Source organism: Rhizobium sp. BK313 (assembly GCF_014193655.1).
Taxonomy (GTDB): Bacteria; Pseudomonadota; Alphaproteobacteria; order Rhizobiales; family Rhizobiaceae; genus Rhizobium.
In genome coordinates this window covers 2390452-2414131 of the sequence record NZ_JACHZQ010000001.1, presented here as the reverse complement: position 1 = coordinate 2414131, position 23680 = coordinate 2390452, and the positions used below count along the sequence as shown (strand labels likewise).

The 23680-nt window shown below is 59.7% G+C and carries 24 protein-coding genes; 14 read left to right on the top strand and 10 right to left on the bottom strand.

The window, feature by feature from the left end; all coding sequences use genetic code 11:
- The first annotated feature begins 74 nt into the window (after positions 1-74).
- Positions 75-521: an Rrf2 family transcriptional regulator gene (locus FHT86_RS11705; RefSeq protein WP_133707134.1), complete on the top strand. Its 447-nt coding sequence runs from the start codon at positions 75-77 to the stop codon at positions 519-521.
- A 7-nt stretch (positions 522-528) separates the two neighbouring features.
- Here FHT86_RS11705 and FHT86_RS11700 read toward each other — a convergent pair whose 3' ends face one another.
- Positions 529-1890: a chloride channel protein gene (locus tag FHT86_RS11700; protein WP_133706889.1), complete on the bottom strand. Its 1362-nt coding sequence runs from the start codon at positions 1888-1890 to the stop codon at positions 529-531.
- Between the two features lie 165 nt (positions 1891-2055).
- Between FHT86_RS11700 and FHT86_RS11695 the strand changes: the two genes are divergently transcribed.
- Together FHT86_RS11695 and FHT86_RS11690 are read left to right on the top strand one after the other, a co-directional pair.
- The gene (locus FHT86_RS11695) at positions 2056-2442 is read left to right on the top strand and encodes a DUF6152 family protein (RefSeq protein ID WP_133706888.1); all 387 of its coding nucleotides are present in this window, start codon (positions 2056-2058) and stop codon (positions 2440-2442) included.
- Positions 2443-2452: 10 nt separating this feature from the next.
- Entirely contained in the window at positions 2453-2923 is a 471-nt protein-coding gene (locus tag FHT86_RS11690) for a DUF6644 family protein (protein ID WP_133706887.1), read from the top strand.
- 42 nt (positions 2924-2965) lie between these two features.
- Here the strand turns inward: FHT86_RS11690 and betA are convergent, their stop codons facing one another.
- The 3 genes from betA to betI are packed head-to-tail and all read right to left on the bottom strand — an operon-like array spanning position 2966 to position 6732.
- Positions 2966-4618: a choline dehydrogenase gene (gene betA / locus FHT86_RS11685; protein ID WP_133706886.1), complete on the bottom strand. Its 1653-nt coding sequence runs from the start codon at positions 4616-4618 to the stop codon at positions 2966-2968.
- A 30-nt stretch (positions 4619-4648) separates the two neighbouring features.
- Positions 4649-6118 carry a betaine-aldehyde dehydrogenase gene (betB, locus tag FHT86_RS11680; protein WP_133706885.1) on the bottom strand — a complete coding sequence of 490 codons (1470 nt, stop codon included), beginning with the start codon at positions 6116-6118 and terminating at the stop codon, positions 4649-4651.
- Positions 6115-6732 carry a transcriptional regulator BetI gene (gene betI, locus FHT86_RS11675; protein ID WP_133706884.1) on the bottom strand — a complete coding sequence of 206 codons (618 nt, stop codon included), beginning with the start codon at positions 6730-6732 and terminating at the stop codon, positions 6115-6117. Before betI ends, betB begins: the two co-directional genes overlap by 4 nt.
- Before the next feature lie 151 nt (positions 6733-6883).
- Between betI and FHT86_RS11670 the strand changes: the two genes are divergently transcribed.
- The 4 genes from FHT86_RS11670 to FHT86_RS11655 all read left to right on the top strand — a co-directional run bounded on the left by FHT86_RS11670 (position 6884) and on the right by FHT86_RS11655 (position 11011).
- Entirely contained in the window at positions 6884-7432 is a 549-nt protein-coding gene (locus FHT86_RS11670; RefSeq protein ID WP_133706883.1) for an HdeD family acid-resistance protein, read from the top strand.
- 231 nt (positions 7433-7663) lie between these two features.
- Positions 7664-7915, top strand: coding sequence for a type II toxin-antitoxin system ParD family antitoxin (locus FHT86_RS11665; protein WP_133706882.1), 252 nt, complete (start codon positions 7664-7666; stop codon positions 7913-7915).
- Positions 7916-8126: 211 nt separating this feature from the next.
- Positions 8127-9932, top strand: coding sequence for a bifunctional diguanylate cyclase/phosphodiesterase (locus FHT86_RS11660; RefSeq protein ID WP_133706881.1), 1806 nt, complete (start codon positions 8127-8129; stop codon positions 9930-9932).
- Between the two features lie 80 nt (positions 9933-10012).
- On the top strand, positions 10013-11011 hold the full coding sequence (locus FHT86_RS11655) for an NAD(P)H-quinone oxidoreductase (RefSeq protein ID WP_133706880.1): 999 nt from the start codon (positions 10013-10015) through the stop codon (positions 11009-11011).
- Here FHT86_RS11655 and FHT86_RS11650 read toward each other — a convergent pair.
- On the bottom strand, positions 10992-12416 hold the full coding sequence (locus FHT86_RS11650) for an MFS transporter (protein ID WP_133706879.1): 1425 nt from the start codon (positions 12414-12416) through the stop codon (positions 10992-10994). The genes FHT86_RS11655 and FHT86_RS11650 overlap by 20 nt on opposite strands.
- A 101-nt stretch (positions 12417-12517) precedes the next feature.
- Here FHT86_RS11650 and FHT86_RS11645 point away from each other — a divergent pair, with 101 nt between their 5' ends.
- Together FHT86_RS11645 and FHT86_RS11640 are read left to right on the top strand one after the other, a co-directional pair.
- Positions 12518-13141 (top strand): metalloregulator ArsR/SmtB family transcription factor, encoded by a 624-nt coding sequence (locus tag FHT86_RS11645; protein ID WP_133706878.1) that lies wholly within the window; start codon positions 12518-12520, stop codon positions 13139-13141.
- Positions 13142-13359: 218 nt separating this feature from the next.
- Positions 13360-14367, top strand: coding sequence for an asparaginase (locus tag FHT86_RS11640; RefSeq protein WP_133706877.1), 1008 nt, complete (start codon positions 13360-13362; stop codon positions 14365-14367).
- Positions 14368-14402: 35 nt separating this feature from the next.
- Here FHT86_RS11640 and FHT86_RS11635 read toward each other — a convergent pair whose 3' ends face one another.
- Positions 14403-14879 carry a DUF2127 domain-containing protein gene (locus FHT86_RS11635; RefSeq protein WP_133706876.1) on the bottom strand — a complete coding sequence of 159 codons (477 nt, stop codon included), beginning with the start codon at positions 14877-14879 and terminating at the stop codon, positions 14403-14405.
- A gap of 43 nt (positions 14880-14922) precedes the next feature.
- Between FHT86_RS11635 and FHT86_RS11630 the strand changes: the two genes are divergently transcribed.
- Positions 14923-15465 carry a phosphatase PAP2 family protein gene (locus FHT86_RS11630; RefSeq protein WP_133706875.1) on the top strand — a complete coding sequence of 181 codons (543 nt, stop codon included), beginning with the start codon at positions 14923-14925 and terminating at the stop codon, positions 15463-15465.
- A 26-nt stretch (positions 15466-15491) separates the two neighbouring features.
- Here the strand turns inward: FHT86_RS11630 and FHT86_RS11625 are convergent, their stop codons facing one another.
- Entirely contained in the window at positions 15492-16253 is a 762-nt protein-coding gene (locus FHT86_RS11625) for a DeoR/GlpR family DNA-binding transcription regulator (RefSeq protein WP_133706874.1), read from the bottom strand.
- A 123-nt stretch (positions 16254-16376) separates the two neighbouring features.
- On the opposite strand from FHT86_RS11625, the gene FHT86_RS11620 reads away from it, so the two are divergent.
- Both FHT86_RS11620 and FHT86_RS11615 read left to right on the top strand, forming a co-directional pair.
- A complete protein-coding gene (locus FHT86_RS11620; RefSeq protein WP_133706873.1) occupies positions 16377-16733 on the top strand; it encodes a DUF4406 domain-containing protein in 357 nt (118 codons plus the stop codon).
- Positions 16734-16909: 176 nt separating this feature from the next.
- On the top strand, positions 16910-17530 hold the full coding sequence (locus FHT86_RS11615) for a glutathione S-transferase family protein (protein ID WP_133706872.1): 621 nt from the start codon (positions 16910-16912) through the stop codon (positions 17528-17530).
- Here FHT86_RS11615 and FHT86_RS11610 read toward each other — a convergent pair whose 3' ends face one another.
- On the bottom strand, positions 17531-17893 hold the full coding sequence (locus FHT86_RS11610) for an MmcQ/YjbR family DNA-binding protein (RefSeq protein ID WP_133706871.1): 363 nt from the start codon (positions 17891-17893) through the stop codon (positions 17531-17533).
- Positions 17894-17994: 101 nt separating this feature from the next.
- Complete coding sequence (locus tag FHT86_RS11605; protein WP_133706870.1) at positions 17995-18180, bottom strand: hypothetical protein; 186 nt, start codon at positions 18178-18180, stop codon at positions 17995-17997.
- Between the two features lie 149 nt (positions 18181-18329).
- Here FHT86_RS11605 and FHT86_RS11600 point away from each other — a divergent pair, with 149 nt between their 5' ends.
- The gene (locus tag FHT86_RS11600) at positions 18330-19226 is read left to right on the top strand and encodes a LysR substrate-binding domain-containing protein (RefSeq protein ID WP_133706869.1); all 897 of its coding nucleotides are present in this window, start codon (positions 18330-18332) and stop codon (positions 19224-19226) included.
- A gap of 7 nt (positions 19227-19233) precedes the next feature.
- On the opposite strand, the gene FHT86_RS11595 is transcribed toward FHT86_RS11600, so the two are convergent.
- Entirely contained in the window at positions 19234-19893 is a 660-nt protein-coding gene (locus FHT86_RS11595) for a glutathione S-transferase family protein (protein ID WP_133706868.1), read from the bottom strand.
- Between FHT86_RS11595 and FHT86_RS11590 the strand changes: the two genes are divergently transcribed.
- Entirely contained in the window at positions 19892-23656 is a 3765-nt protein-coding gene (locus FHT86_RS11590) for an indolepyruvate ferredoxin oxidoreductase family protein (protein ID WP_312862291.1), read from the top strand. The two genes, FHT86_RS11595 and FHT86_RS11590, sit on opposite strands and share 2 nt — an antisense overlap.
- The last annotated feature ends 24 nt before the right edge of the window (positions 23657-23680 follow it).

Below are 23680 nucleotides of genomic sequence, written 5' to 3'. Positions count from 1 at the left end.
GTATCAAGAATTCCGAAACGATGTGGCCGGGTGTATCGGGTGAGCACATCGTATGTGTGTGTAGACGGTTCGAAATGATCACTCAAAAAGCAAAATATGCGCTGCGGGCGCTGTCTGCTCTGGCCCAGACCGCGGCGGGCGAGCCGATGATGATTTCCGATATTGCCGCGCAACAGAAAATCCCGAAGAAATTTCTGGAGCAGATCCTTCTCGACCTGAAACATCAAGGCATCGTCATTAGCCGTCGCGGCAAGCAGGGTGGTTATCTCCTGCGCAAGCCGGCTGATGAAATCACCTTCGGCGAGATCCTGCGCATCATCGACGGGCCGATCGCACCGCTGCCTTGCCTTTCCATCACCGCCTATCGTCGCTGCGACGATTGCGACGGCGAACAGACCTGCGAAATCCGCCACGTGTTCGCAAGAGTCGCCGATGCCACCCGCAAGGTTCTGTTCTCGACCACCATCGCCGATGCGGTGGCGCTGCCCGATAACGCTGAAGTTACGCGGCTGCTGGCCTAGTGAAGCTTCAGCCGGCGGCGTGCTCTTCACCTGCTTCTTTCTCGATTGCCCGCCGCGCGCGGATCGACGCAGCGATGAAGACACGCGACAGACCGTGATAAAGCGGCTCGCGCGATAGGAGGCGCGAGGTGACGTAGCCGATCATCGACACCGCCATGATCGGAATGACGGCCTGGTGATCGCCGGTCATTTCCAGGATGATGACGAAGGCGGTCATCGGCGCCTGCACGACTCCGGCGAAATAGCCGGCCATGCCAAGGATCGCCGCCAGCGCGATGTTGCTGCCGATGAGCATACCGACCGTGCTCCCAAAACCGGCGCCGACAGCAAGCGACGGCGCGAAAATGCCGCCGGGAATGCCTGATATCATCGACAGGAAACTTGCCAGCAGCTTTTCGGCAAAGAATAGCAGGGGCAGGGCATGCCCCTCCACAGCGCCGCGCGCCTGGTCATAGCCGGTGCCGAACGTGCTGCCGCCGGAAGTGAGGCCGATCGCGGCGACCGCAAGGCCGCAACAGCCAGCGAGCATCAGCATCCGCTTGAGGGGCTCCGGCTGCGCCCAGCGGCGGATGCGAATGCCGGCGTATAGTGCAAAACCGCTGAAAGCCGCCCCGAGCGTGCCGCCGCCGATGCCGCAGATCAGGACGAGGCCCCAATCCGCAAGTGCAGCCGGCGCCGCATCGGCCGTACCAAAATAATTATAGCTGCCGGAGAGCCCGAGTGCCGCGAGGCCGGAGAGAATGACAGCGGTCAGCACCAGACTGTTCGCACGGGATTCATAGGTGCGACTCATCTCTTCGATGGCGAAGACGATACCGGCGAGCGGCGTGTTGAAGGCGGCTGCAATGCCGGCTGCCGAACCCGCCAGGATAAGCCCCTTGGCCTGCGCCATGCCGCCGAAGCGGGCAACCGCCAGCATGAAGGAGGCGCCCACCTGTACCGTGGGCCCCTCGCGGCCGATCGAAGCGCCGCAGAACAGCCCGAGAATGGTCAGCGCGATCTTCCCAAAGGCAAGTCGAAGCGACAGCAGCTTCGTGCGGTCTTCGTCATGATGCAGATGCCGCGCCGCGATCGCCTGCGGAATACCGCTGCCTTGAGAATTCGGAAACAGTGTCGCCGCGAGCCATGCCGAGAGAACGAAGCCGAGCGGCGTCAGCACAAGCGGCAACAGCCAGGTCCATTCCCCGGAACTCGTCACTCCCGCAAAGGCGTGCTGCGCCAGATCGGCCAGTTTGGCAAACCCCACGCTGATCACTCCGATCGCCAAGGCTCCCGTCCAAAATACCAGCCGCGGCCGCCAGAGATGGATCGAACCCCAAAAAACACGGGAACGGCGGAGGAGCTTGGACTTGCGGTAAATGGGGGGCATGGCAATCTTCGCTGTAGGAGCTAGTGTCGGCTTCGCGGCCGGATGGTATGCATTTAACGGTTCTAACGTCGAACCCCGTCGTCCTTCAACTCTTGTTGATATGCCTGTCCATTCGCCAGCACTGCGCCATTTTCCCGCACCTGGGTAGGAAAAGGGGGAATCGGCATGTTCACTTCATCATCCAAGACGATTCTGGTCGTGGCCGGCTTGGCGGTTCTGATCGCAGGTGGCGCTGCAGCTCATCACGGCTGGTCCTGGGCGGAAGAGAAGAAGTTCGAGCTGACGGGAACGATTCAGCAGATTTCGATGGCGCCGCCGCACCCGTCCCTCGACGTCGCAACCGCCGACGACGGTCTTTGGCGTGTCGAGCTCGGCAATCCGCGCCAGACGCAACGCGCGGGCTTCGTCGAGGGTTCGGCAAAGCCCGGTGACCGGGTTGTCGCACTCGGCAACCGTTCGCTCGATCCGAATGAGAAACGCATGAAGGCGGTGCGCCTTACGATCGGCGACAAGAAATACGATATTTATCCCGAGCGAATCGAAACCGATTGACCGGATCGCCATGGAGATCCTGGAATGGATCGGGGGTTTGGCCCTTGCCCATCACTTGAAGCGGTCGGCGTTGCTCTACATGGCCGTCAACGCGGCACATATTCTGGCAATCGCGTCACTGATCGGCGCGATCTTGCCGCTTGATCTGCGTATTCTCGGGCTCTTCCGCTCGTTTCCACTGGCAGTGCTGGGGCCATTTCTTTCCCGCGCTGCCAGTGTCGGTGTTGTGGCCGCAGTTGTGACCGGCCTTTGCCTCTTTACGGTGCGACCTGTCGAATATGCCGGAAATCCGGCTTTCCTCTGTAAGATCGGCCTCTTGGCTTTTGGCGTCCTCAATGCGCTTCTTCTTCATGCAAGCCCGGATTGGCGGCGTGCCATTTCGCTTGGCGTGGCTTCTTTTCGCGTAAAATTGTCCGCCGCAATATCGTTTTTCATCTGGATCGGAGCGTTGATCGCAGGCCGGTGGATTGGGTTTCTATAGAGACGAACCCGCTGCTCACGCGTTTGCGCCCGAATTGTTAGCTTACCGATCGCTCACTGCCCATCGCGGATTGATCCAGGGCTCCTGGTTCGATCGCGCCAACCTTGGCTTGCCAAGAATATGGTCGGCAGCTTTTTCGCCGGTCATGATCGAAGGGCCATTGAGATTGCCATAGGTGACATGGGGGAAGATCGAGCTGTCGGCAACGCGCAGGCCGTCGACGCCGATGACGCGGGTGTCGGAATCGACCACGGCCATCGGATCGTCCTTCGAGCCCATCTTGCAGGTGCCGCAGGGGTGATAGGCGCTTTCCAGGTGCTCGCGCAGGAAGGCGTCGATCTGCTCATCGGTCTGCACGCCAGGGCCGGGCTGGATCTCCGTCCCTCGATATTCGTCGAAGGCCTTCTGTCCGAAAATCTCGCGGGTGAGGCGGACGCAATGGCGGAATTTCTCCCAGTCCTCGGGATGGCTCATATAGTTGAATCGGATGACGGGATCGGCCTTCGGGTCGGAGGAGCGCAGCGTCACTGCACCGCGCGATTTCGACAGATTATAACCGACATGCACCTGAAATCCGTGGCTTTTGGCCGCCGCTTTGCCGTCGTAGCTGATGGCGACTGGCAGGAAGTGGTACTGGATATCGGGCTGCTTGACGCCCGGCGCCGATCGCACGAAAGCGCAAGCCTCGAACTGGTTGGAGGTTCCGAGGCCGGATTTGAAGAACATCCACTGCGCCCCGACGATGCCTTGCATATACCAGGGTAGCCAGGAATAGAGCGAAACCGGCTTCAGGCTGGTCTGCTGGAAATAGAATTCCATATGGTCCTGCAGATTGGCGCCAACGCCCGGCCGGTCCACCTTCACCTCGATACCCATGTCCCGCAGATGCTGCCCCGGGCCTATGCCCGAGAGCATCAGCAGTTTCGGTGAGTTGAAGGAGGATGCCGAGACAATGACCTCGCGGTTCGCCTTGACGATCTCGATCTTACCGCCGCGCTCGATTTCGACGCCCGTCGCGCGCCCGTTTTCGATCACCACCTTGCGGGCGAGGCAACGGATCAGTTGAACATTCGGCCGTCTCAGCGCTGGCTTCAGATAGGCGGTCGCCGCCGACCAACGCCGACCGGCCCATGTCGTCTGCTCCATCAGGCCGAAGCCTTCCTGTTTCCTGCCATTATAGTCTTCCGTCGCCTCGAAGCCCGCCTGCTGGCCTGCCTCGATAAAGGCATGGAACAACGGATTGCGGGCGTCGCCGCGCCGGACATGCAGGGGGCCGTCGGTTCCGCGCCAGCCCTCTTCGCCACCATGCGAATGCTCCATCCGCTTGAAGTAGGGGAGCACGTCGGCATAGGCCCAACCATGGGCGCCGAGTTCTTCCCAGCGATTGAAATCTTCGGCATGACCGCGAACGTAGACCATGCCGTTGATCGAGGACGAGCCGCCGATGACCTTGCCGCGCGGCGCGGTGATGCGCCGGTTGTTGAGTTGCGGCTCCGGCTCGGAGAGATAGCCCCAATTATAGCGGTTCATGCTCATCGGCCAGGCAAGGGCGGCCGGCATCTGGATGAAGGGTCCAAAATCGCTGCCGCCGAATTCCAGCACGATGACCGAATGCCTGCCGTCCTCCGACAGTCGATAGGCCATGGCGGAGCCGGCGGAACCTGAGCCGATGATGACGAAATCTGCTTGCTGCATGGCGATGTTTTCCAGGGGACGAGGTGCGACTTAGTATGGTGCCTGCACCGGCCCCATGCCGACATAGACCGTCTTCAGCTCGGAATAGTGTTCCAGCGCGGCAAGCGAATTCTCGCGGCCGAAGCCCGATTGCTTGGAGCCGCCGAAAGGAATTTCCACCGGGCAGAGATTGTAGGTGTTGATCCACAGCGTACCGGCTTCGAGCTGATCGACGACGCGGTGGGCGCGGGTCAAGTCGGCGGTGAAAACGCCGCCGGAAAGGCCGAATTCGGTGGCGTTGGCGCGAGCGATCACCTCTGTCTCGTCATCGAAATCCAGCACGCACATGACCGGGCCGAAGATTTCTTCGCGGGCGATGGTCATATCGTCGGTGACGTCGGCAAAGACGGTCGGCTGCACATAGTAGCCTTCGCCGGAGACATTGTTGGGAATGCCGCCGCCGGCCACCAGCGTCGCACCTTCCGCCTTGCCCTTCTCGATGTAGGCGATCACCTTTTCCCGCTGCGCCCAGGAGACCATCGGGCCGATCTGGGTTGCCTCATCCATGGGGTCGCCGATCAGCATGGCCTCGGTGCGTCCCTTCAGCCGCTTCAGGAACTCGGCCTTGATCTTTTTGTTGACGAAGACACGCGTGCCGTTCGAGCAGACCTGTCCGGTCGAATAGAAATTGCCGAGCATGGCGCCGCCGATGGCGCTGTCGATATCGGCGTCGTCGAACACGATCAGCGGCGACTTGCCGCCGAGTTCCATGGTGACGTGCTTCAGGCTTCCTGCGGCCGCGGCGGCGACCTTGCGGCCGGTCGGCACGGAGCCGGTCAGCGACACCTTTGCCACGTCGGGATGGTTGATGAGCAGCGGTCCGGTCTCGCGGTCACCCTGGATGACATTATAGAGCCCCTTCGGCAGGCCGGCCTCGATCAGGATCTCGGCGATCTTCAGCGCGCCGAGCGGCGTGTTTTCGGAAGGTTTGAACACCATGGCGTTGCCGGCGACCAGCGCCGGCGCACCCTTCCAGCAGGCGATCTGCTGCGGATAGTTCCAGGCGCCGATGCCGACGCAGACGCCGAGCGGCACGCGCTTGGTATAGGCGAAATCGCCTCCGAGCGGGATATAGGAGCCGTTGAGGCCGGCTGCGGCCACGCCACCGAAGAATTCGAAACTATCGGCGCCTGAAGTCGGGTCTGCGACGATCGTTTCCTGGATCGGCTTACCGGTATCAAGGGTTTCCAGCTCGGAAAGCTCGCGGTTGCGCTCGCGCATGATCTCGGCGGCGCGCCTCAGGATGCGGCCGCGTGCCGTCGGGCTCATTGCCGCCCATTCCGGCTGCGCCCGCTTGGCGCTGGCGATCGCCTGCTCGACGATGGCGGGGGTCGCCGCGTGTAGCCGCGCGATCACTTCGCCGGTGGCCGGATAGATGCTTTCGATAGCGGTGCCGTCGGTATCCTCGACGTATTCGCCGTCGATGAAATGCGAGGCTTTCGGCTGGGCTTTGAGGGTCATTTTATCTGTTCCTTTTGAAAGGCAGCCTTTCGGGGAAGCGGCGCAAGCAGAGCGTTGATGTAATCTTCAGTGAGGGCGATCGAAGCATCGATGCTGATCGGCGCTGATCGCAGGCTCTGACGGATATAGAGCCCGTCGATCATCGCGGCAGCACCCTCGGCAATACGCTCGGCGTCTTCGCTCGGACACAATACCTTGAGGTTGGCGAGCAGGTTGGAGCGCAGCCGTCTCGCATAGATGACGAGGAAGCGGCGCGTCTCCTCGGAACGCTGCGCCTCGGCATAGAAGGCGAGCCAGGCGGCAATCGTCTCCGGCGCGAATTGATCAGCCTGGAAACTGACGCGGATGATGGCGGACAGTTTTTCTCGCGGCGTCTTTGCTGCCCTCAGCGCCGTCACCGTGCTGTCGCGCAGGCGCTGTAGGTGACTCCGGACGGTTTCGATCAGCAACTGCTCTTTGCTGCCGAAGTAATGATGGGCGAGGGCGGGGGAAACGCCTGCCTGCTTGGCGATTTCGGACATGGTGACAGTCAGCGAGCCGTGATCACCGATCACGCGCATCGCTGCATCCACAAGCGCCTTGCGGCGCACCGGTTCCATTCCAACTTTCGGCATACGTCACCCCAGAGCTCATCGGAGTGTATTTTTGATTGACTGATCAATCAACAAAAAAATCATGCGCCGATCTGATTAACTTCAGAAATCTCCAGCCTCTTTCCGGGAATACATTCCTGTATCATATTCTTCCGAATGGGGAGGTGCAGTCATGGTCAATGTTCTGGATGAAATTCCACCATCCGCCATGCGGGACAAATGGGGATGGTTTGTTGCGCTTGGCGTGTTTCTACTCATTTGCGGCGGAATCGCGCTTGGCAATCTTTTCATCGCCACCGTTGTATCGGTCTATTATATCGGCATGCTGATGCTGGTCGGCGGTATCATCCACCTGGCGCATGCCTTTCAGGTCCGGGGATGGGAACATATTCTGTTCTGGGTGCTCAGCGGCCTGCTTTATACGATCGCCGGCATCCTTGCTTTTGCCAATCCTTTGCTCGCCTCGGAAGCGTTGACGCTGTTTCTTGCCATCGCATTGCTTATTGCAGGCACATTTCGTGTCTGGGTTGGCCGCAAGCTGAAGCCGGAACGGGGTTGGATATGGATTGTCATCGGCGGCGTGATGACCGCACTCGCCGGCATTGCCATCGCTCTCGGTTGGCCGGTCAACAGTCTTTGGATACTTGGTCTCTTTCTCGCGGTCGACCTGATTTTTCAGGGTTGGACACTGATGGCCTTCGGCTTCGCTCTTAAGCAGTAAAAGCGGGTAAAGAGGGAGTAACGGACTACTACTTTTTGACAAGACGTGTGAGCGGGGCTACTCTTCATAGGCTGCCGTGGAGGACGGGAGCGGCGCTGACTGACGTAACGGCAGGCGCCATTGTCCGGAGCGAGCGTGTCGACGGAGACGCGTCTTGAAGCTTCCGGTTATTTGCTTGGAATATGTCTCCAGCGAATAGTTTTGTTTAAGAACTAAAAAGGGAGGAATATCATGCCGATGGTAACGGTTTCCATCTCTCCGCTTCAGGCTGCCGGTATCCGCGCAGCCGTCGACACGGGCACTTATGCTTCGAGCAGCGAAGTCGTGCGCGAGGCCCTGCGCATGTGGGAGGCCGCACGCAAGCGCGGTGATATCTGCGATGTACCCCGTGCCGCCAACGATCTTGATGGCGTGGCGAAGAGCAGCCGTTGCGTTGCCGACATGTTTGCTGATTACGAAGCGGAAAGACGCCGGCATAACTGAGCGGCGAACATCACGCGCACTATCAGACGATGGTTGCCGCTCCTTGGATTGAGGCGGCTTAGCTATGGTTAATGCTCTTTTACCATTCACGAAACTTTCACATGCGGGAAAGATTTCGTTGACAGTTGTGGCGCATCTTGGGCCGAAAACGCGATAAATCTAAAGTTTTACTTAAAAAACTTAGATCAAAAATTCTTAAATGGAGATGGGCATGTCCCTGACCGCCGCCGTCGAGCCGGGCGTATTGCGCCGGTATGCCAGCGACCAGATTGTCACGCTTGCCAAACTCGTTATCGAAAATGCTTTCCAGCCAATCGTCGAGGCCGGCACTGGTGCGGTTTTCGGCTATGAATCCTTGATGCGCGGGCAAGAGCGTATCGGCTTCGACAGCCCGATCCAGATCCTCGATGAGGCCGAGCGCACAGGCCAACTCCTCGGGCTGGAACAGATGGTGACGAGCCGGGCGCTGGCGAAATTTGCCACGCTTGGCAATGCCGGTACCGCAACTCTCTTCCTCAATCTCGATGTCCGGCTCATTCCGCAGGGCGAAGTGCTTGCCGACGGTTTGCTGCAACATATGAAGAAGGCCGGCATCGCGCCGTCCTCCGTCTGCTTTGAGTTCTCCGAACGCTTCGACAACACCAGTGTGCCGGAATTTTGCGGTCTGGTCGCCAAGATGCGGGATGCCGGTTTCAAGCTCGCAATCGACGATTTCGGTGTCGGCCACGCCGAGATGAAGCTGTTGTCTGAATATCCCGTCGATTATCTCAAGATCGACCGGTATTTCGTCTCCAATATCGATCGCAGCGCCCGCAAGCGCCATATTCTCAAAAACCTCGTCAATATCGCCCACGTCCTGGGTACCCGCGTCATCGCCGAAGGCATCGAAACCGAGGCGGAATTTCTGATCTGCCGCGAATTCGGCGTCGATCTTGTCCAGGGCTGGTTTATCGCCCGCCCGACGACGTTGATCAACGAGTTGAAGCCAAGCTTCCCGCATCTGCAGGAACTCGGCAAAGTGGCGCGCAACAGCCAATCGCTAGACGAAATTCTCATCCGCAAGCAGATAGAAGTCTTGCCGACCATCCGCGAGAATGACAGCATCGACAGTGTCTTCGAGCTTTTCCGCCGCAATCCGCGCCGCGCCTATTTCCCCGTCGTCAACGCCAACGGCGAGCCGCGCGGCATCGTTCACGAGTACCAGCTCAAGGAATATATCTATCAGCCCTTCGGTCGCGACCTCTTGAAAAACAAGGTCTATGAGCGCTCGATCTCGCATTTCGTCGAGATGGCGCCGATCGTCGGTTTGGATTCCGACGCCGATACGCTGATGACGATCTTCGCCAATATGGAAAGCAGCAACTGCCTGATCGTTACCGAGGGCATGCATTATGCCGGCATCGTCTCGGCCGCCTCGCTGATCAAGGTCATCAATGAGAAGCAGTTGAAGATTGCCCAGGACCAGAATCCGTTAACCGGCCTGCCGGGCAATCGCGCCATTCATGACTTCATGCAGAATGCCGGCCGCGACGGCGATGAAGTCAGGCACTTCTGCTATTGCGACTTCGACAATTTCAAGCCGTTCAACGATGCCTATGGCTTCCATCTCGGCGACCATGCCATTTCGTTGTTTGCGGCGCTGATGCGGCGTTACTTCTTCGCCGAACGCCATTTTCTCGGCCACGTCGGCGGCGACGATTTCTTCATCGGCGTCACCGGCTGGAATGTTGAGGAATTGCGCGAGATTCTGGAGAGGCTGCTTGCCGATTTCCACGCCGACGTCCTGGAATTCTATTCGGCGGAGGATCGTGCCGCCGGCCGCATCCGCGGGCATGACCGTAGCGGCGCGGAGGCGCTGTTCCCGCTGATGCGTTGCTCCATCGGCATTCTCGAACTGCCCGAAGGCCTGGTCATCGACGATATCAACCGTGTCAGCACTTCGATCGCGGGCATCAAGGCTAGGGCGAAGGAAACCGAAATCGGCTTTGCGTTCTTAAGCCTGGGCGAGACGAATTGACGCCCTCCCACTCCAGCTTCTTTTCAAGAGGCATGCGCTAAACTATCTCCATTGCTTTGCTGGGATAGGAGAAACGAGCCATGCCCTTGCCGTCTGAAATGCGTTTTGTGGATTTGCCATCCTTCGGCGCGCCCGAGGTCATGACGATTGCCCGCAAACCTCTGCCGGTGCTGAAAGACGGGGAAATCCTCGTTCGCGTCGAGGCGGCTGGCGTGAACAGGCCGGATGTGGCTCAGCGCCAGGGCATTTATCCGCCGCCGAAGGATGCAAGCCCTATCCTCGGCTTGGAAATTGCTGGCGAAGTCGTCGATGTCGCGCGCGGCGTCACTGAATTCGCCATCGGCAACAAGGTCTGCGGCCTCGCCAATGGCGGCGCCTATGCCGAATATTGCGTTCTCCCGGCCGGCCAGGCATTGCGGTTCCCGAATGGCTATGACGCCGTTCGTGCGGCCGCATTGCCTGAGACGTTCTTCACCGTCTGGGCCAATCTCTTCCAGATGGCGGGCCTAACCGAAGGCGAGAGCGTGCTGATCCACGGCGGTTCGAGCGGCATCGGCACGACAGCGATCCAGCTTGCCAAAGCCTTCGGAGCCACGGTTTATGCCACCGCCGGCTCGAAGGAGAAATGCGATGCCTGCGAGAAACTCGGCGCAAAGCGGGCGATCAACTATAAAGAGGAAGACTTTGCCGAGGTCATCAAGGCGGAAACCGGCCACGGGGTCGATGCCGTCCTTGACATGATCGGCGCAGCCTATTTCGAGAAAAACCTTGCCTCGCTCGCCAGGGATGGCTGCCTGTCGATCATCGCCTTCCTCGGCGGCGCGGTGGCCGAAAAGGCCAATCTGCAGCCGATCATGGTCAAGCGCCTGACGGTCACCGGCTCGACCATGCGCCCGCGCACCGCGGAAGAAAAACGCGCAATCCGCGACGATCTTCATTCCCAGGTCTGGCCGCTGCTTGACGACGGCACTGTCGCTCCCGTCATTTATCGGACATTCGCGTTCGAAGACGTCGTCGACGCGCACAGGCTGATGGAGACCAGCAGTCACATCGGCAAGATCATGCTGAAGCTGGCTTGAGGGTCAACGACATCGCAATGGCGACGAGGCCGGGCAGGGCCATCAATGCATAAAGCCATGTGGCCGCCGACATACTGCCGGCGATGCCGCCTGGGTCTGCAAGACCGACCCCGTTGACGATGACGCCGGCAAGGGAAGAGCCGAAGCCGCCACCCAGCGACTGAACCGTCGAAATGGCAGCCGACGCCTTGTCCTGCTCTGCGTTGCCGACAAGGCCGATTACCTTGGTGACCAGATGCGCCCAACCAAGGCCGACGCCGAAGCCCATCAAAAACATGGCGACAACAGCCGGGCCGAGCAAAACAAGGTCGCTGGAGGGATTGTCTCTTGCCAGGAAAAGAATCAGCGAGGCCGTGGCCGCGGTTTCAAGCACGCATCCGACGATGATCGAGACGACCGCCCGTTTTCCAGAAAATGATGCGCTTAGAAAGGCTGCGAGGGTCCATCCCAGCGCGACCAAAGCGACCAGATAGCCTGAAACCAGGGGCGCCACGCCATGCAGGGTCTGCAGGAAATAAGGAATATAGATATCGCTCGTCAGCACCATCATGAGCGTGAATATCATCAGATAAAGCCGGCATATCGGCCTGCTGAGCATAACCGCGCCCTGCGGCAGAAGCCGGTTCGCGCTTTTTCGCTCGACGGTGAGCATGGCGGAAACGGAAGCTATTGAAATTGCGACGAGTATGACCTTGCTCGACATATGTTCGATGGTTCCGGCGAGGCTCACCAACAAGACTGCGCCGAGCAGAAGCGCAATCTGAAGGATTGGGGTCTTCTGTTGCGCTCGATCATCCTCGACGCGCGGCAGCAGCCATCGCGCCGAGAGCGCCATAAGGCCGGCCAGCGGCACGAGAATGACGAAGGCCTCGCGCCATGCGCTGCCTTGGGAAAACAGCCCGCCCAACGTCGGCCCGAGCACGGTCGCGACACCCCATATGGCGGCGTAAAGTGTTGACGCTTTCCGCCACAGTGGTGCTGGATAGACGAAACGGATGAACGCATAGCCTAGAGCGCCCAGCATGCCGGCACCGAAACCTTGCACTGCCCGCCCGGCAAGCACGACCTGTATTATCGGCGCGATGGCGCAAATCAGGTTTCCGGCGCCGAATATCAGCGCCGCCGCGACATAGACGGTCCGCAGGCCCATGCCTCTCGGCCGTGTCGCGACAGTGATCGAGCCGAGCACGCCGGCCGCAACAAAAAGCGTTATCATCCAGGAAAACAGCTCCAGGCCGCCGATGTCGCGAACGATGGACGGCGCGATCGTCGCGGTAATGTAGGATTCGACGGCATAGAGGGCGACGCCGCCGCCGAGCATCAAGGTCGCCGGCAGAAGCTGGGGTGAGAAGAGTGTAAAGATGGAGGCGGAGCGGGATGTATCGACATTTTGGATGCTCGACATCGGATGACCCTCGGCGTTTTCCCTAGCGAATAATTATTTTCCAAGTTATAAATTGGAAAATCACACAGTCTCAAAATTAAAACAAGCGAAAACTTGGAAAAATGCGCCAGTCGCCGGTTAATCGAATCCTGATCCTGTTGAAAACCGATGGTCCGCAGCTCGCATCGACGCTTGGCAGCACGCTCGGCATATCGTCGGAAGCGGCCCGCCAGCAACTGACGAAGATGGCGGACGAGGGCCTGGTAGAGCCAGTGACAGAAACTGCATCCGGCAGGGGCAGGCCGCGTCAGCTCTGGCATTTGACGGCGGAAGGCAACCGCCAGTTTCCCGACGGGCATGCCGACCTGACGGCTACGCTTCTGACGACCATGGCCAACCAGCTAGGGCAGGGTGCGGTCGATGCAGTCATTTCGGCGCGCGAAGCGGAGACGCTGAAGCGCTACCGCAGCCATATCGACATCACCGCCGACCTGCCGTCACGCGTCGCGACGCTTGCCGCCATCCGCACGCGCGAAGGCTATATGGCCGACCATTGGCAGGAAGAGGACGGTTCGCTTGTGCTGGTGGAGAACCACTGCCCCATCTGCGCCGCCGCAACGGTATGCGCCGGCTTCTGCCGGTCGGAACTCGAGACGTTTCGTGCAACACTTGCGGCAAGCGTGGAGCGCGAAGAGCACATCCTGCTCGGCGCGCGGCGTTGTGCCTATCGGATTCGAGCGGTCTAAACTGAATGGCTGTGCAGCCCATACAGTCAATTTCAAAGCGAGAGCCGCAACGATGGGGCACAACATTTCCAGTCTTGGATTACCGCCTTTGCTGAATGCCTTGTAGATCGTCTCACGTCCCAGATTCCCGAGCCGATTTCACTTCCTATGACGATTGGCAATCCTCTTTACAGCGGCTATCAGTAGCATATCCCGCAAATCAAAGAGCGCTTGCCATCATGTCCAATCCCGTCTGCGTCGAAATCACCCGTGGAAATCTCGTTGAAAGCCGTCATCGCGGTTCGGTCGCCGTCGTCGATGGAGATGGGAAGTTGGTGCTGTCGCTCGGCGACATCGAAAGGGGCGTGTTTCCGCGTTCGGCCTGCAAGGCGATGCAGGCTTTGGCGCTGGTCGAAAGCGGCGCGGCGGATGCCTATGGCTTCGGGAATAAGGAACTGGCGCTTGCTTGCTCCTCGCATAGCGGTGAAGACGCGCATGTGGCGCTGGCTGCCTCCATGCTCGCCCGCGCCGGCCGGGACGTCAGCGCGCTGGAATGCGGTGCACATTGGTCTTCCGATCAGAAAACGATCATCCACCAGGCCCGCACCATCGACAAGCCGACGGCGCTGCATAACAATTGCTCGGGCAAGCACTCCGGCTTCGTCTGCGCCTGTTGCCATCAAGACATCGATCCCAAAGGTTATGTCGGCTACGATCATCCGCTGCAGCAGCAGATCCGCGCGACGATGCAAAGCCTGACGGGAACGCCGCTCGGCCACGACAATTGCGGCACCGACGGCTGCTCGATCCCGAATTATGCTGTGCCGCTCAGAAGCCTGGCGCATGGCTTCGCCAAGATGGCGACCGGTAACAGCCTGGAACCGTTGCGCGCCAGAGCCTCGCGGCGACTGTTCGAGGCCTGCATGGCAGAGCCCTTCTACGTCGCCGGCACCGGCCGCGCCTGCACCAAGCTGATGCAGATCGCCCCCGGTCGCATCTTCGCCAAGACCGGCGCCGAAGGCGTCTTCTGTGCAGCCGTCCCCGAACAGGGCGTCGCGATTGCGGTCAAATGCGATGATGGCAACGGCCGCGCCGCCGAAGCCATGATCGCAGCGACGCTCGCCCGCTTCTTTGAAAAGGGCAACGACGTCCATGCCGGTCTGATGGCCATGGCCAATAAGGCGCTCAGCAACTGGAACGGCATCCATGTCGGCGATATCAGGGCGACCGCGGTGCTGGCGGCATAGGACACCGTGTCCGCGCCATTCGGTGCATATGTACCCTACTCGACCGGCAAGTGCCGCCGCACAAGCCTGTACTCGTGCCAGATCAGGACCATGACCACCAGATCGAAGGCGGTCAGCACCAGAAGCCCGATCCCATGGGTGTCGACGAAGCGGTAGAGTTGATAGGCGATAAAAAGCCCCAAAGCTGCCAAAGACGCCGGATATGCCCACAGCCTGCCCTTAAGAAGGCCAATGACGAGCAGCACTTTCACCAAGCCGTGGCTCAGGAGATAGTATGCATAGAAATCCTTGGTCGCGAGGGAGAAGTTTTGCGACCAGGCAAGAAGGTGAGTTGCGATGAAGTCCTTTGGCTGCCCAATCAATTCCTCCTGCGTGAGAACATTCACGAGATGAACAATCGAATTGGTACTGATGAGCGCAAGCGCTATCCCGCCGATACATTCGATCAGGGCATGAGCACCTTTCAACAACACGCTGATCTCAAAGAGCTGATGAATCCGACGTTCATTCATGCTCGATCGCAACCCCTACCAACCACTTCGGACGAGTGACCCCATGGATCAGGCGATCACGCAATGGATCAATACTCCCGCTGGCATAAGTCCAATGTTGGACCGGATCATGATCATGATAACGCAATTCGGGGCTCCGCTCCTCGTTTTGGCGGTGGTGCTGCAGTGGTGGAGCAAGCGCTCCCAAGCTCATGTGCGGCATACGTGTATTGTGGCGGGATTGTCCTTTCTTGTCGGACTCGGCGTCAATCAAATCATCCTGCTGTTCGTTCATCGAGTCCGCCCGTATGACGCGGGCATCACCCACCTCATTATCGATCGCACCATCGATTGGTCATTCCCGTCGGATCACGCGACCGCAACGTTCTCCATTGTTGCGGCTTTTTTGATATGCGGTTTGTGGGGGAGAGGACTCGCCTTCCTGGTCGCCGCTCTGTTGATCTGTCTGTCCAGAGTTTATGTCGGGACGCATTATATCAGCGACATTCTCGGCGGCGCTGCGACAGCCGTCGCGTCGGCGGCCGTCATAAACCTGGCCTATCGCGAAGATTCGAAATTAGACCGGTGGATTACCGGCCTGTTCTGAATGAATGTCCATCGCGGCCGCCTGCTTCAGTCGCTAACGGTGAAAATAGGAACCTGCGCACTGCGATAAGGCGCCAGGCTTTCCTCTGTAATACTTGACGGTACGACCATGCCCGAGACCGCCTTGACGGGCAGGATATGGCAGGGGGAGGCGGCATCCAGCTTTTCCTGGGTCACCATCACATAGGTTTCGGCCGAGCATTGCGCAATATGCCGCTTGATGGCTGCCTCCTCGAAATCGCCGGTCGAAAGACCGTGAACGGGATGGATGGCGGTCACGCCGAGGAAGAAGATGTCCGGCCGCACCAGCGAGATTGCCGCAATTGCCGCCGCACCCGTCGCCACCATCGAATGCTTGTAGAGTTTGCCGCCGATCAGGATCACCTCGGCTGTCGGATGATGTTCCAGCTCGCCTGCGATCGTCGGGCTATGGGTGACGACGGTGAAGGTAAAATTCCTGGGTAGATGACGGGCGATTTCCGCAGTCGTCGTGCCGCCGTCGAGAAACACCGTCCGTCCGGGTCGAACCATCTTCGCCGCAAAGGCTCCGAGTTGCCGCTTCACATCCGGCGACACACCGCGCCGCGCAGAGAAATCCGGCAGCTCTGGTGCGAGCGGCAGCGCACCGCCATGCACGCGCTTCAGCAGCCGTTCCGCCGCCATTTCTCTCAAATCCCTACGGATCGTGTCTTCGGACAGGCCGAAGTCGTCTGCGATCGTCTTGGCAATTACCTGGCCGTCGCGGCGCAGGATATCGAGGATGAGGGTCTTTCGTTGGCTGGTTAGCATGCCTGTTTCCGCACGAAAATTCATGAAATATCGTGAATTTATCAAAAATGAGTCGACAATCAAGAAATTTAACGCATAGTCGTGTAAATTCCTGCAGAAAGCAGAAGGAAGAGGAGATGTGACATGTTGATCTTGATTGCCGGGCCGTATCGTTCGGGAACTGGAGACGATCCCAGGAAGATGGCCGAGAATCTCAAGCGGCTGGAGGAGCCATCCTATGCGCTGTTCAAGGCGGGGCACCTGCCCATGATTGGCGAATGGGTCGCCTTGCCGGTCTGGCACGCCGCCGGCGGCAAGAGCACCGGCGACGATCTCTACGAAGAGATATTCCACCCGACCGCAGGCCGGTTGCTGCAATTGTGCGAGGGCGTTCTCAGACTTCCAGGCGAGTCCAAGGGAGCCGACAACGACGTCCGCATCGCCAGTGAACGCGGCATTCCCGTCTGGTATCGGCTGGAGGATGTGCCGGGTTGTGCCTAACGGATTGGTGATCCAGCCCTTGTGGTGTGACGCTGACCCCGGTCGCGCGCCTCACCACAAGGGCGATGCGCAGACGGCATCCATCAAAAGCTTTCATAACCGATATCGGCGCAGGCCACTTCCGTATTCCCTCCGTCGCCGTTAACGTCGAGCGAAATCGAGCACAGGAAACGGATATGCTGAATTTATATTTCTCGCCGGGCAGTTGCGCACTTGCTAGCTTGATAGCGCTCGAAGAGTCGGGCCTTGCCTACGAGGCGCGGCCGGTCAGTTTCCCGAAGGGCGAACAGCGCTCGCCGGAGTATCTGGCAATCAACCCTAAGGGGCGTGTCCCGGCTCTGGTAACCGACAAGGGCGTCGTCACTGAAAATGTGGCGATCCTCGCCTATGTCGCCCAGATCGCGCCGGCGGCTCGCCTTGCTCCGCTCGACGATCCCTTCGATTTCGCCCGCATGCAGGCCTTCAACAGCTATCTAGCCTCGACCGTGCATGTGAATCATGCTCATAAAGGGCGCGGCTATCGCTGGACCGACGATGCGGCGGCAATCGAAGCGATGAAGGCCAAGGTGCCCCAGACCATGGGCGAGAGCTTCGCGCTTATCGAGGAAACGATGCTGGAAGGTCCCTGGGTAATGGGCGAGCAATATACCGTCGCCGATGCCTATCTCTTCACACTGGAGAGTTGGTTGCCGGGCGACGGTGTCGATCGGACCCGCTTTGAGAAGGTCAGCGCCCACCACGCGCGTATGCTGGAGCGCCCCGCTGTGCAACGAGCCCTCACCGCCGAGCGGATTTGATCAACCGGCGTCGAAGGTAGCCCGTAATTTCTTCGGCGCCCGAAACCGCCAAGCCTGGATCAGCCGGAGTTGCAGTTCGTCGTCGCCGATAGCAGCGATGCGCAATGGCAACGACGGCCAGCCGACGTAGTGATCCGTCTGGAAATAGATCTCCGGCGCCATCTCGATCAGCTGCTCCTTATGGTCGATCGGCAGCGCCAGCACAATCGTCTCGGCATTCTTGACGGAAACGAAAGCCTTGCCGCCTACCTTCAGCGCCGGCGTGCCGTAACTGGTGCTCACCTCGACCTCGGGCAGACGCGCTTCCGCCACCACACGTTGAAGGCGTTGGAAGATCACGCTGGTGTCGGTGCTCGTGGCCATGCTGCGCTATCCGTTCCGATGGTACATCGCACAAAATCATACATGGTCGGAGGGGATAGTCGAAGAGCCGGGTTTAGCGCCGCGCAATGTTTGTTCTTTCGTTATGCGCATTCCTTTAATCTTACATCTTGCCCTTCCGCCTTCCGCCCCAAATTTTCGGGCATCAACGGCAGATCGGCTAGCTCCTCCAGCGACATGGCAGCAAGCGCCGGATGCTGCAACGGGTCATCCTGCGCTTCGCTGTCATCGTGCCGCAGGTGATTGAAGAAAAGCTTCAGTATCGACATGACATGCCTCCTCGTTCTTCCGCAGCGATGCGCTCATTGGGCGCGTCAGTCGGCGGGAATGGTGGCGGTTCTGATTTGTGCTGCAATGATCGCGCGCATCGCGCGGCTTTTCAATTGAGAATGCCGGCATGCTGATATAGATATTCTATATGAAGAATCTCAACAGCGTTCATCTGAATGGTCTCCGGGCACTGGAGGCGGTGGGGCGGCTCGGGTCGTTGCAGGCGGCTGCCGATGAGCTTGGCGTGACTATCGGCGCCGTCAGCCAGCAGGTGATCAAGGCCGAGGCGCAATTGGGGCGGCCGGTTTTCGAGCGCACGCCGAAGGGCATGGCAGTGACGGAGGCCGGCATCGCGGTACTGGCGCGGCTCGGCGAAGGGTTTCAGGCGCTGTCGGCAGCGGTGACCGCCGCGCAGCATCGCGACGACCATATCCTCACCATCTCGGTTGCGCCGGTCCTCGCCGCGCGCTGGTTGGTGCACCGGCTCGATCGGTTCGCCAAGCGCCATCCGGATATTCGCTTGCGCATCGACGCCACCACACAGCTTGTCAATCCGGCGACATCGGATGTCGACATCGGCATCCGCGTCGGCAGTGGGCAATGGCCAGGCGTCAAATCCGAACTGCTGTTGGCGCAGGAAATCTTTCCGGTCGTGACGCCGCAGATCGCCGCCACGCTCAAGGAACCCGCCGACCTGTTAAGTGTGCCGGCCGTCATTGACGGGCACGCCATGTTCACCTGGGATGTCTGGCTCAGGGAGGTCGGCCTTTCCGGCAAATGCATGGAAGAGCGGCATATCTTCAACGATGCCTCGCTCTGCCTCGATGCCGCCATGGCGGGCCAGGGCGTGATGCTTGCCTGGCAGACACTAGCAGCCTATGCGCTACAGCAAAAATGCCTTGTCGATCCCTTCGGTATCCGCGCCAAAACCGGCTTCGGCCACTATTTCATCACCGCCGAAAGCGTGCGCGAGGCGAAAAAGGTCACGGCCTTCAAAGCCTGGATCCGTGAGGAGATGGAAGAGAGCATGCGGCTCTTCCGGTGAACCTGCCTCAGATCGGCTCTTTGCCGCGTGTTTCCTGCATTGCCTTGTAGGCCGCACGTGACTGGCAACGCTCGATCCAGGCCTTCACCTTCGGATGGTTGTCGAACAGGGCCTGCTCCGTCTGGGCATAGCGCAGCACCTCGGCAATGTTGAGGTCGGCGGCGGTAAAGCGGTTGCCGACGACATAGTCCTGGTCTTGAAGGTGCTGCTCGAGAATGTCGAAAGTCCGCTTCAGCGAACGGCAGGCAACCGCGATCCCGGCCTTGCCGGCTTCGCTGTCCTCCTGGGCATTGTCATAGATCCTGACGATTGCAACGGTATACGGCTCGACTTCGGTCGCTGCCCACATCGTCCACATGGTCAACAGCCCTTCTTGTTCCGCCGTCTTGCCGGCGAGCGGGCCGCCATACTTGCGGGCAAGATAGAGATTGATGGCTAGGGATTCGTGCATCACGAGATCGCCGTCCTTGATGGCGGGTATCATGCCCATCGGATTGACGGCCAGGAATTCCGCCGACATCGTATTGATTGGCGCTTCCGGGCTTAGCGGATTGTCGAGCCGGCTGGCTTGGATGACGGGCACGGACTGGAAGGGAACGCCAAGCTCCTCGGCCATCCAATAATTGCGCGAAGCACGCGAGCGATAGACGCCGTAAATTGTCAGCATGGTCAGTCTCCGAAATCGAGTCGAAGCGAGGTTATTGGCTGGTTTCGACAAACGGAAGAGGCTTGAACTTATATCTGCAATGAAAGCTTTTGATGGGTGCACGGCAGCAAGCACGAAAATATCCGTCAACCCCTTCAATCTTTGCAAATCATGCCGCGAGCGTACCGCCTTCGTTCGGAAATTAGCGACGGCGCATGCTAATATTGTGGGGAGTTTTCGCTGGTGCGGTAGGAGGCATTTGGCGAAATATATTACGCAATTGGTGACTGCGATCTCGGGAGGAGAGCAGATGCTTGCGACGAGCGTATCGCTTGACGACAAATATACCGCAGATGAAGGCCGCGTCTTCATGACCGGCCTGCAGACCTTGGTGCGTCTGCCGATGACGCAGATGCGGCGCGACCGTGCCGCGGGTCTGAATACCGCCGCCTTCATATCGGGCTATCGTGGCTCGCCGCTTGGCGGCTATGACCAGCAGCTTCTAAAAGCCAAGACCTATCTCGACCAGCACGACGTCACCTTCCAGCCAGGCATCAATGAGGACCTTGCCGCCACAGCCATATGGGGCACGCAACAAGTCGGTCTGTCCCCCGGGGTGCGCAAGGACGGTGTGCTCGGCATCTGGTACGGCAAGGGTCCTGGCGTCGACCGCTCCGGTGACGTGCTGAAACACGGCAATGCCGCCGGCACGTCGAAACATGGTGGCGTCCTCTGTTTTGCTGGCGACGATCATTCCGCCAAATCCTCCACGATCCCACACCAGACCGACCATGATTTCATGTCGGCGGTCATCCCGGTCATCTATCCATCGTCGATCCACGAATTCCTCGAATATGGCCTGCTCGGCATTGCCATGTCGCGCTATTCCGGCTGCTGGGTCGGCATGAAATTCATTGCCGATACGATCGAGACGACAGCCGCGGTCGATCTCTCGGGTGAGAAGCGTCAATTCGTGCTTCCGACTGATTTCGAGTTGCCACCCGGCGGCTTGAACCTGCGTTGGCCCGATCCGCCGCTGGTGCAGGACGATAGGCTGCAGACCTATAAGGCCTATGCCGCCATCGCCTTTGCGCGCGCCAATCGCGTCGATGAAATCACCCATGATGTGCCCAATGCCCGCTTCGGCATCATCTCCTCCGGCAAGGCCTATGAGGACGTATTGCAGGCGCTGCGCGAACTCGAAATCGGTCCGAAGGAAATGGCCGCGATCGGCCTGCGTATCCTGAAAGTCCGTATGCCCTGGCCGCTGGAGCCGGAGGCCGTCCGGCATTTCTCCGAAGGGCTGGACGAGGTGCTCGTCGTCGAAGAACGGCGCGAGATCATCGAAAACCAGATAAAGCAGCAACTCTTCAACTGGCGCGCCGATGTACGCCCGCGCATCGTCGGCAAGTTCGATGAACACGACAAGCCCTATCTCAGCCTGTCGGCGGCGCTGACCGTCGGCTCGGTGGCCAGGGCCATTGCAGGACGCATCGTCAAGCTCGATCTCGATCCTTCACTGCATGACCATATCGCCGCCAAGCTTGCCTATCTCGCTGAACGGGGCCAGATCAGCCGCACGCATGTCGCGCCTTTGCAGCGCACGCCGTTCTTCTGCTCCGGCTGTCCGCACAACACGTCCACCCGCGTTCCCGAAGGCAGCCGCGCCATGGCCGGCATCGGTTGCCACTACATGGTCACCTGGATGGACCGCAACACCGAGACCTTCACGCAGATGGGCGGCGAAGGTGTGCCCTGGACGGCAATTGCCCGCTACACCGACGAGAAGCACATGTTCGTCAATCTCGGTGACGGCACCTATTTCCATTCCGGCATTCTCGCTGTCCGCCAGTCGGTCGCCGCCAAGGTCAATGTCACTTATAAGCTGCTCTACAACGATGCCGTCGCCATGACCGGTGGCCAGCCGATCGACGGCTATCTGACGCCTCAGCTCTTGACCCGCCAGTTGCACGGTGAAGGCGTCTCGCCGATCTATCTGCTCTCGGAAAATCCCTCGGCCTATTCGTCATCGGACCTGGCCCCCGGCGTCAAAGTTCTGCATCGCGACAATATCGATCAGGTGATGCTGACGCTGCGCGAGACCGAAGGTTGCTCGGCGATCGTCTATGTCCAGACCTGTGCCGCTGAAAAACGTCGGCGCAGGAGCCGCGGCCTGTTGGAGGACCCGGCCAAACGCGTCTTCATCAATCCCGCGGTCTGCGAAGGCTGCGGCGACTGCTCGGTGCAGTCCAACTGCATTTCCGTCGAGCCATTGGAGACGGAGTTCGGCCGCAAGCGCCAGATCAACCAGTCGAGCTGCAACAAGGATTTCTCCTGCGTCAAAGGCTTCTGCCCTTCCTTCGTCACCGTCCATGGCGGCAAGCGCCGGAAGCGCGCAGCGCTGGAGCACGCAGATGCCGATGTGCCGATGCCGGAGATCCCCATCATTGGCGTTCGGCCGTGGAACATCGCCATTGCCGGCGTCGGCGGCACCGGCATTCTGACCATCGGCGCCATCCTCGGCATGGCCGCCCATCTTGACGGGAAGGTTCCGATGATCCTCGACATGGCCGGTCTCGCGCAGAAGGGCGGTGCTGTCATGAGCCATCTGCGCATCGGCTATAGTGAGGCGGATGTGACCTCGTCGCGTATCGTCAACGGCGGTGCCGACCTGTTACTCGCCGCCGACGAAGTGGTGGGTGCATCCAAAGATGCGATTACGCTGTGCGCTTCGACCCGCACGACCGCCATCGTCAATACAGGCCTGATGCCGGTCGCCGACTTTGTTCGCAATCGCGACTTCGATTTCAAGATCGGCTCGATTCAGCATGCCATCGCCAAGACCGTCAGCGATAAATCCGTCTTCCTCGATTTTGGCCACATTGCGAGCGAGGTCACCGGCGATGCCATGTCGACCAATATCCTGCTCACAGGCTTTGCTTGGCAGCGCGGCCTGCTGCCGCTGTCGCTGGAAGCCATCGAGAAGGCGATCGAGCTCAACGGCGTGGCCGTGAAGGCCAGCCTCTCGGCCTTCCAATGGGGCCGTCGGCTGGCGCATGATCCGCAGTCCGTGCACGAGATGATGACGGAACCGGATGCCAAGAAGACGCTGGCCGAGATGAGCCTCGACGAGCTGATTGCCCACCGCAAGGCGCATTTGACCGCCTATCAGAACGCCGCGCTTGCTGTTTGCTACGCCGCTTTCGTCCAGCGCGCCACGGCTGCGGCTGCCAGGGAGCGGCTCTTGGATAAGGTGCCTTTCGCCGTCGCCGTCACCTATGCGCGCGTGCTGGCCTATAAGGACGAATATGAAGTGGCGCGGTTGTTGACCGATCCCGCTTTCGAGGCTCACTTGCGTGACGAGATGGAAGGCGACTTCAAGCTGGCCTTCAATCTTGCCCCGCCGATGCTGGCAGGCAAGGACCCGAACGGCCGACCGAAGAAGCGTGAATTCGGCCCCTGGATATTGCCGCTGCTGCGCCGGCTCGCGCCGATGAAACGGCTGCGCGGCACCGCCTTCGATCCCTTCGGCTACATGCGGGAACGCCGGCTGGAGCGTCGGTTGATCGGCGAGTATGAAGTGATTGCCGACCGTGTTCTCAACGGCCTGCGCGCGGACAATGAGACGGAGGCCCTTGCCATCCTGTCATTGTTCGATGAAATCAGGGGCTTCGGACCCGTCAAGGAGGAGGCTGCCCGGAAGGTCATGGCGCGGATCGCCGAGAAGCTGAAGACCTATGAAATGCCGGAGGAAAAGCACCACGTTCCCGCCGATGCGGCGTGATGTGCTCATGAGGGTTTTGAGGAG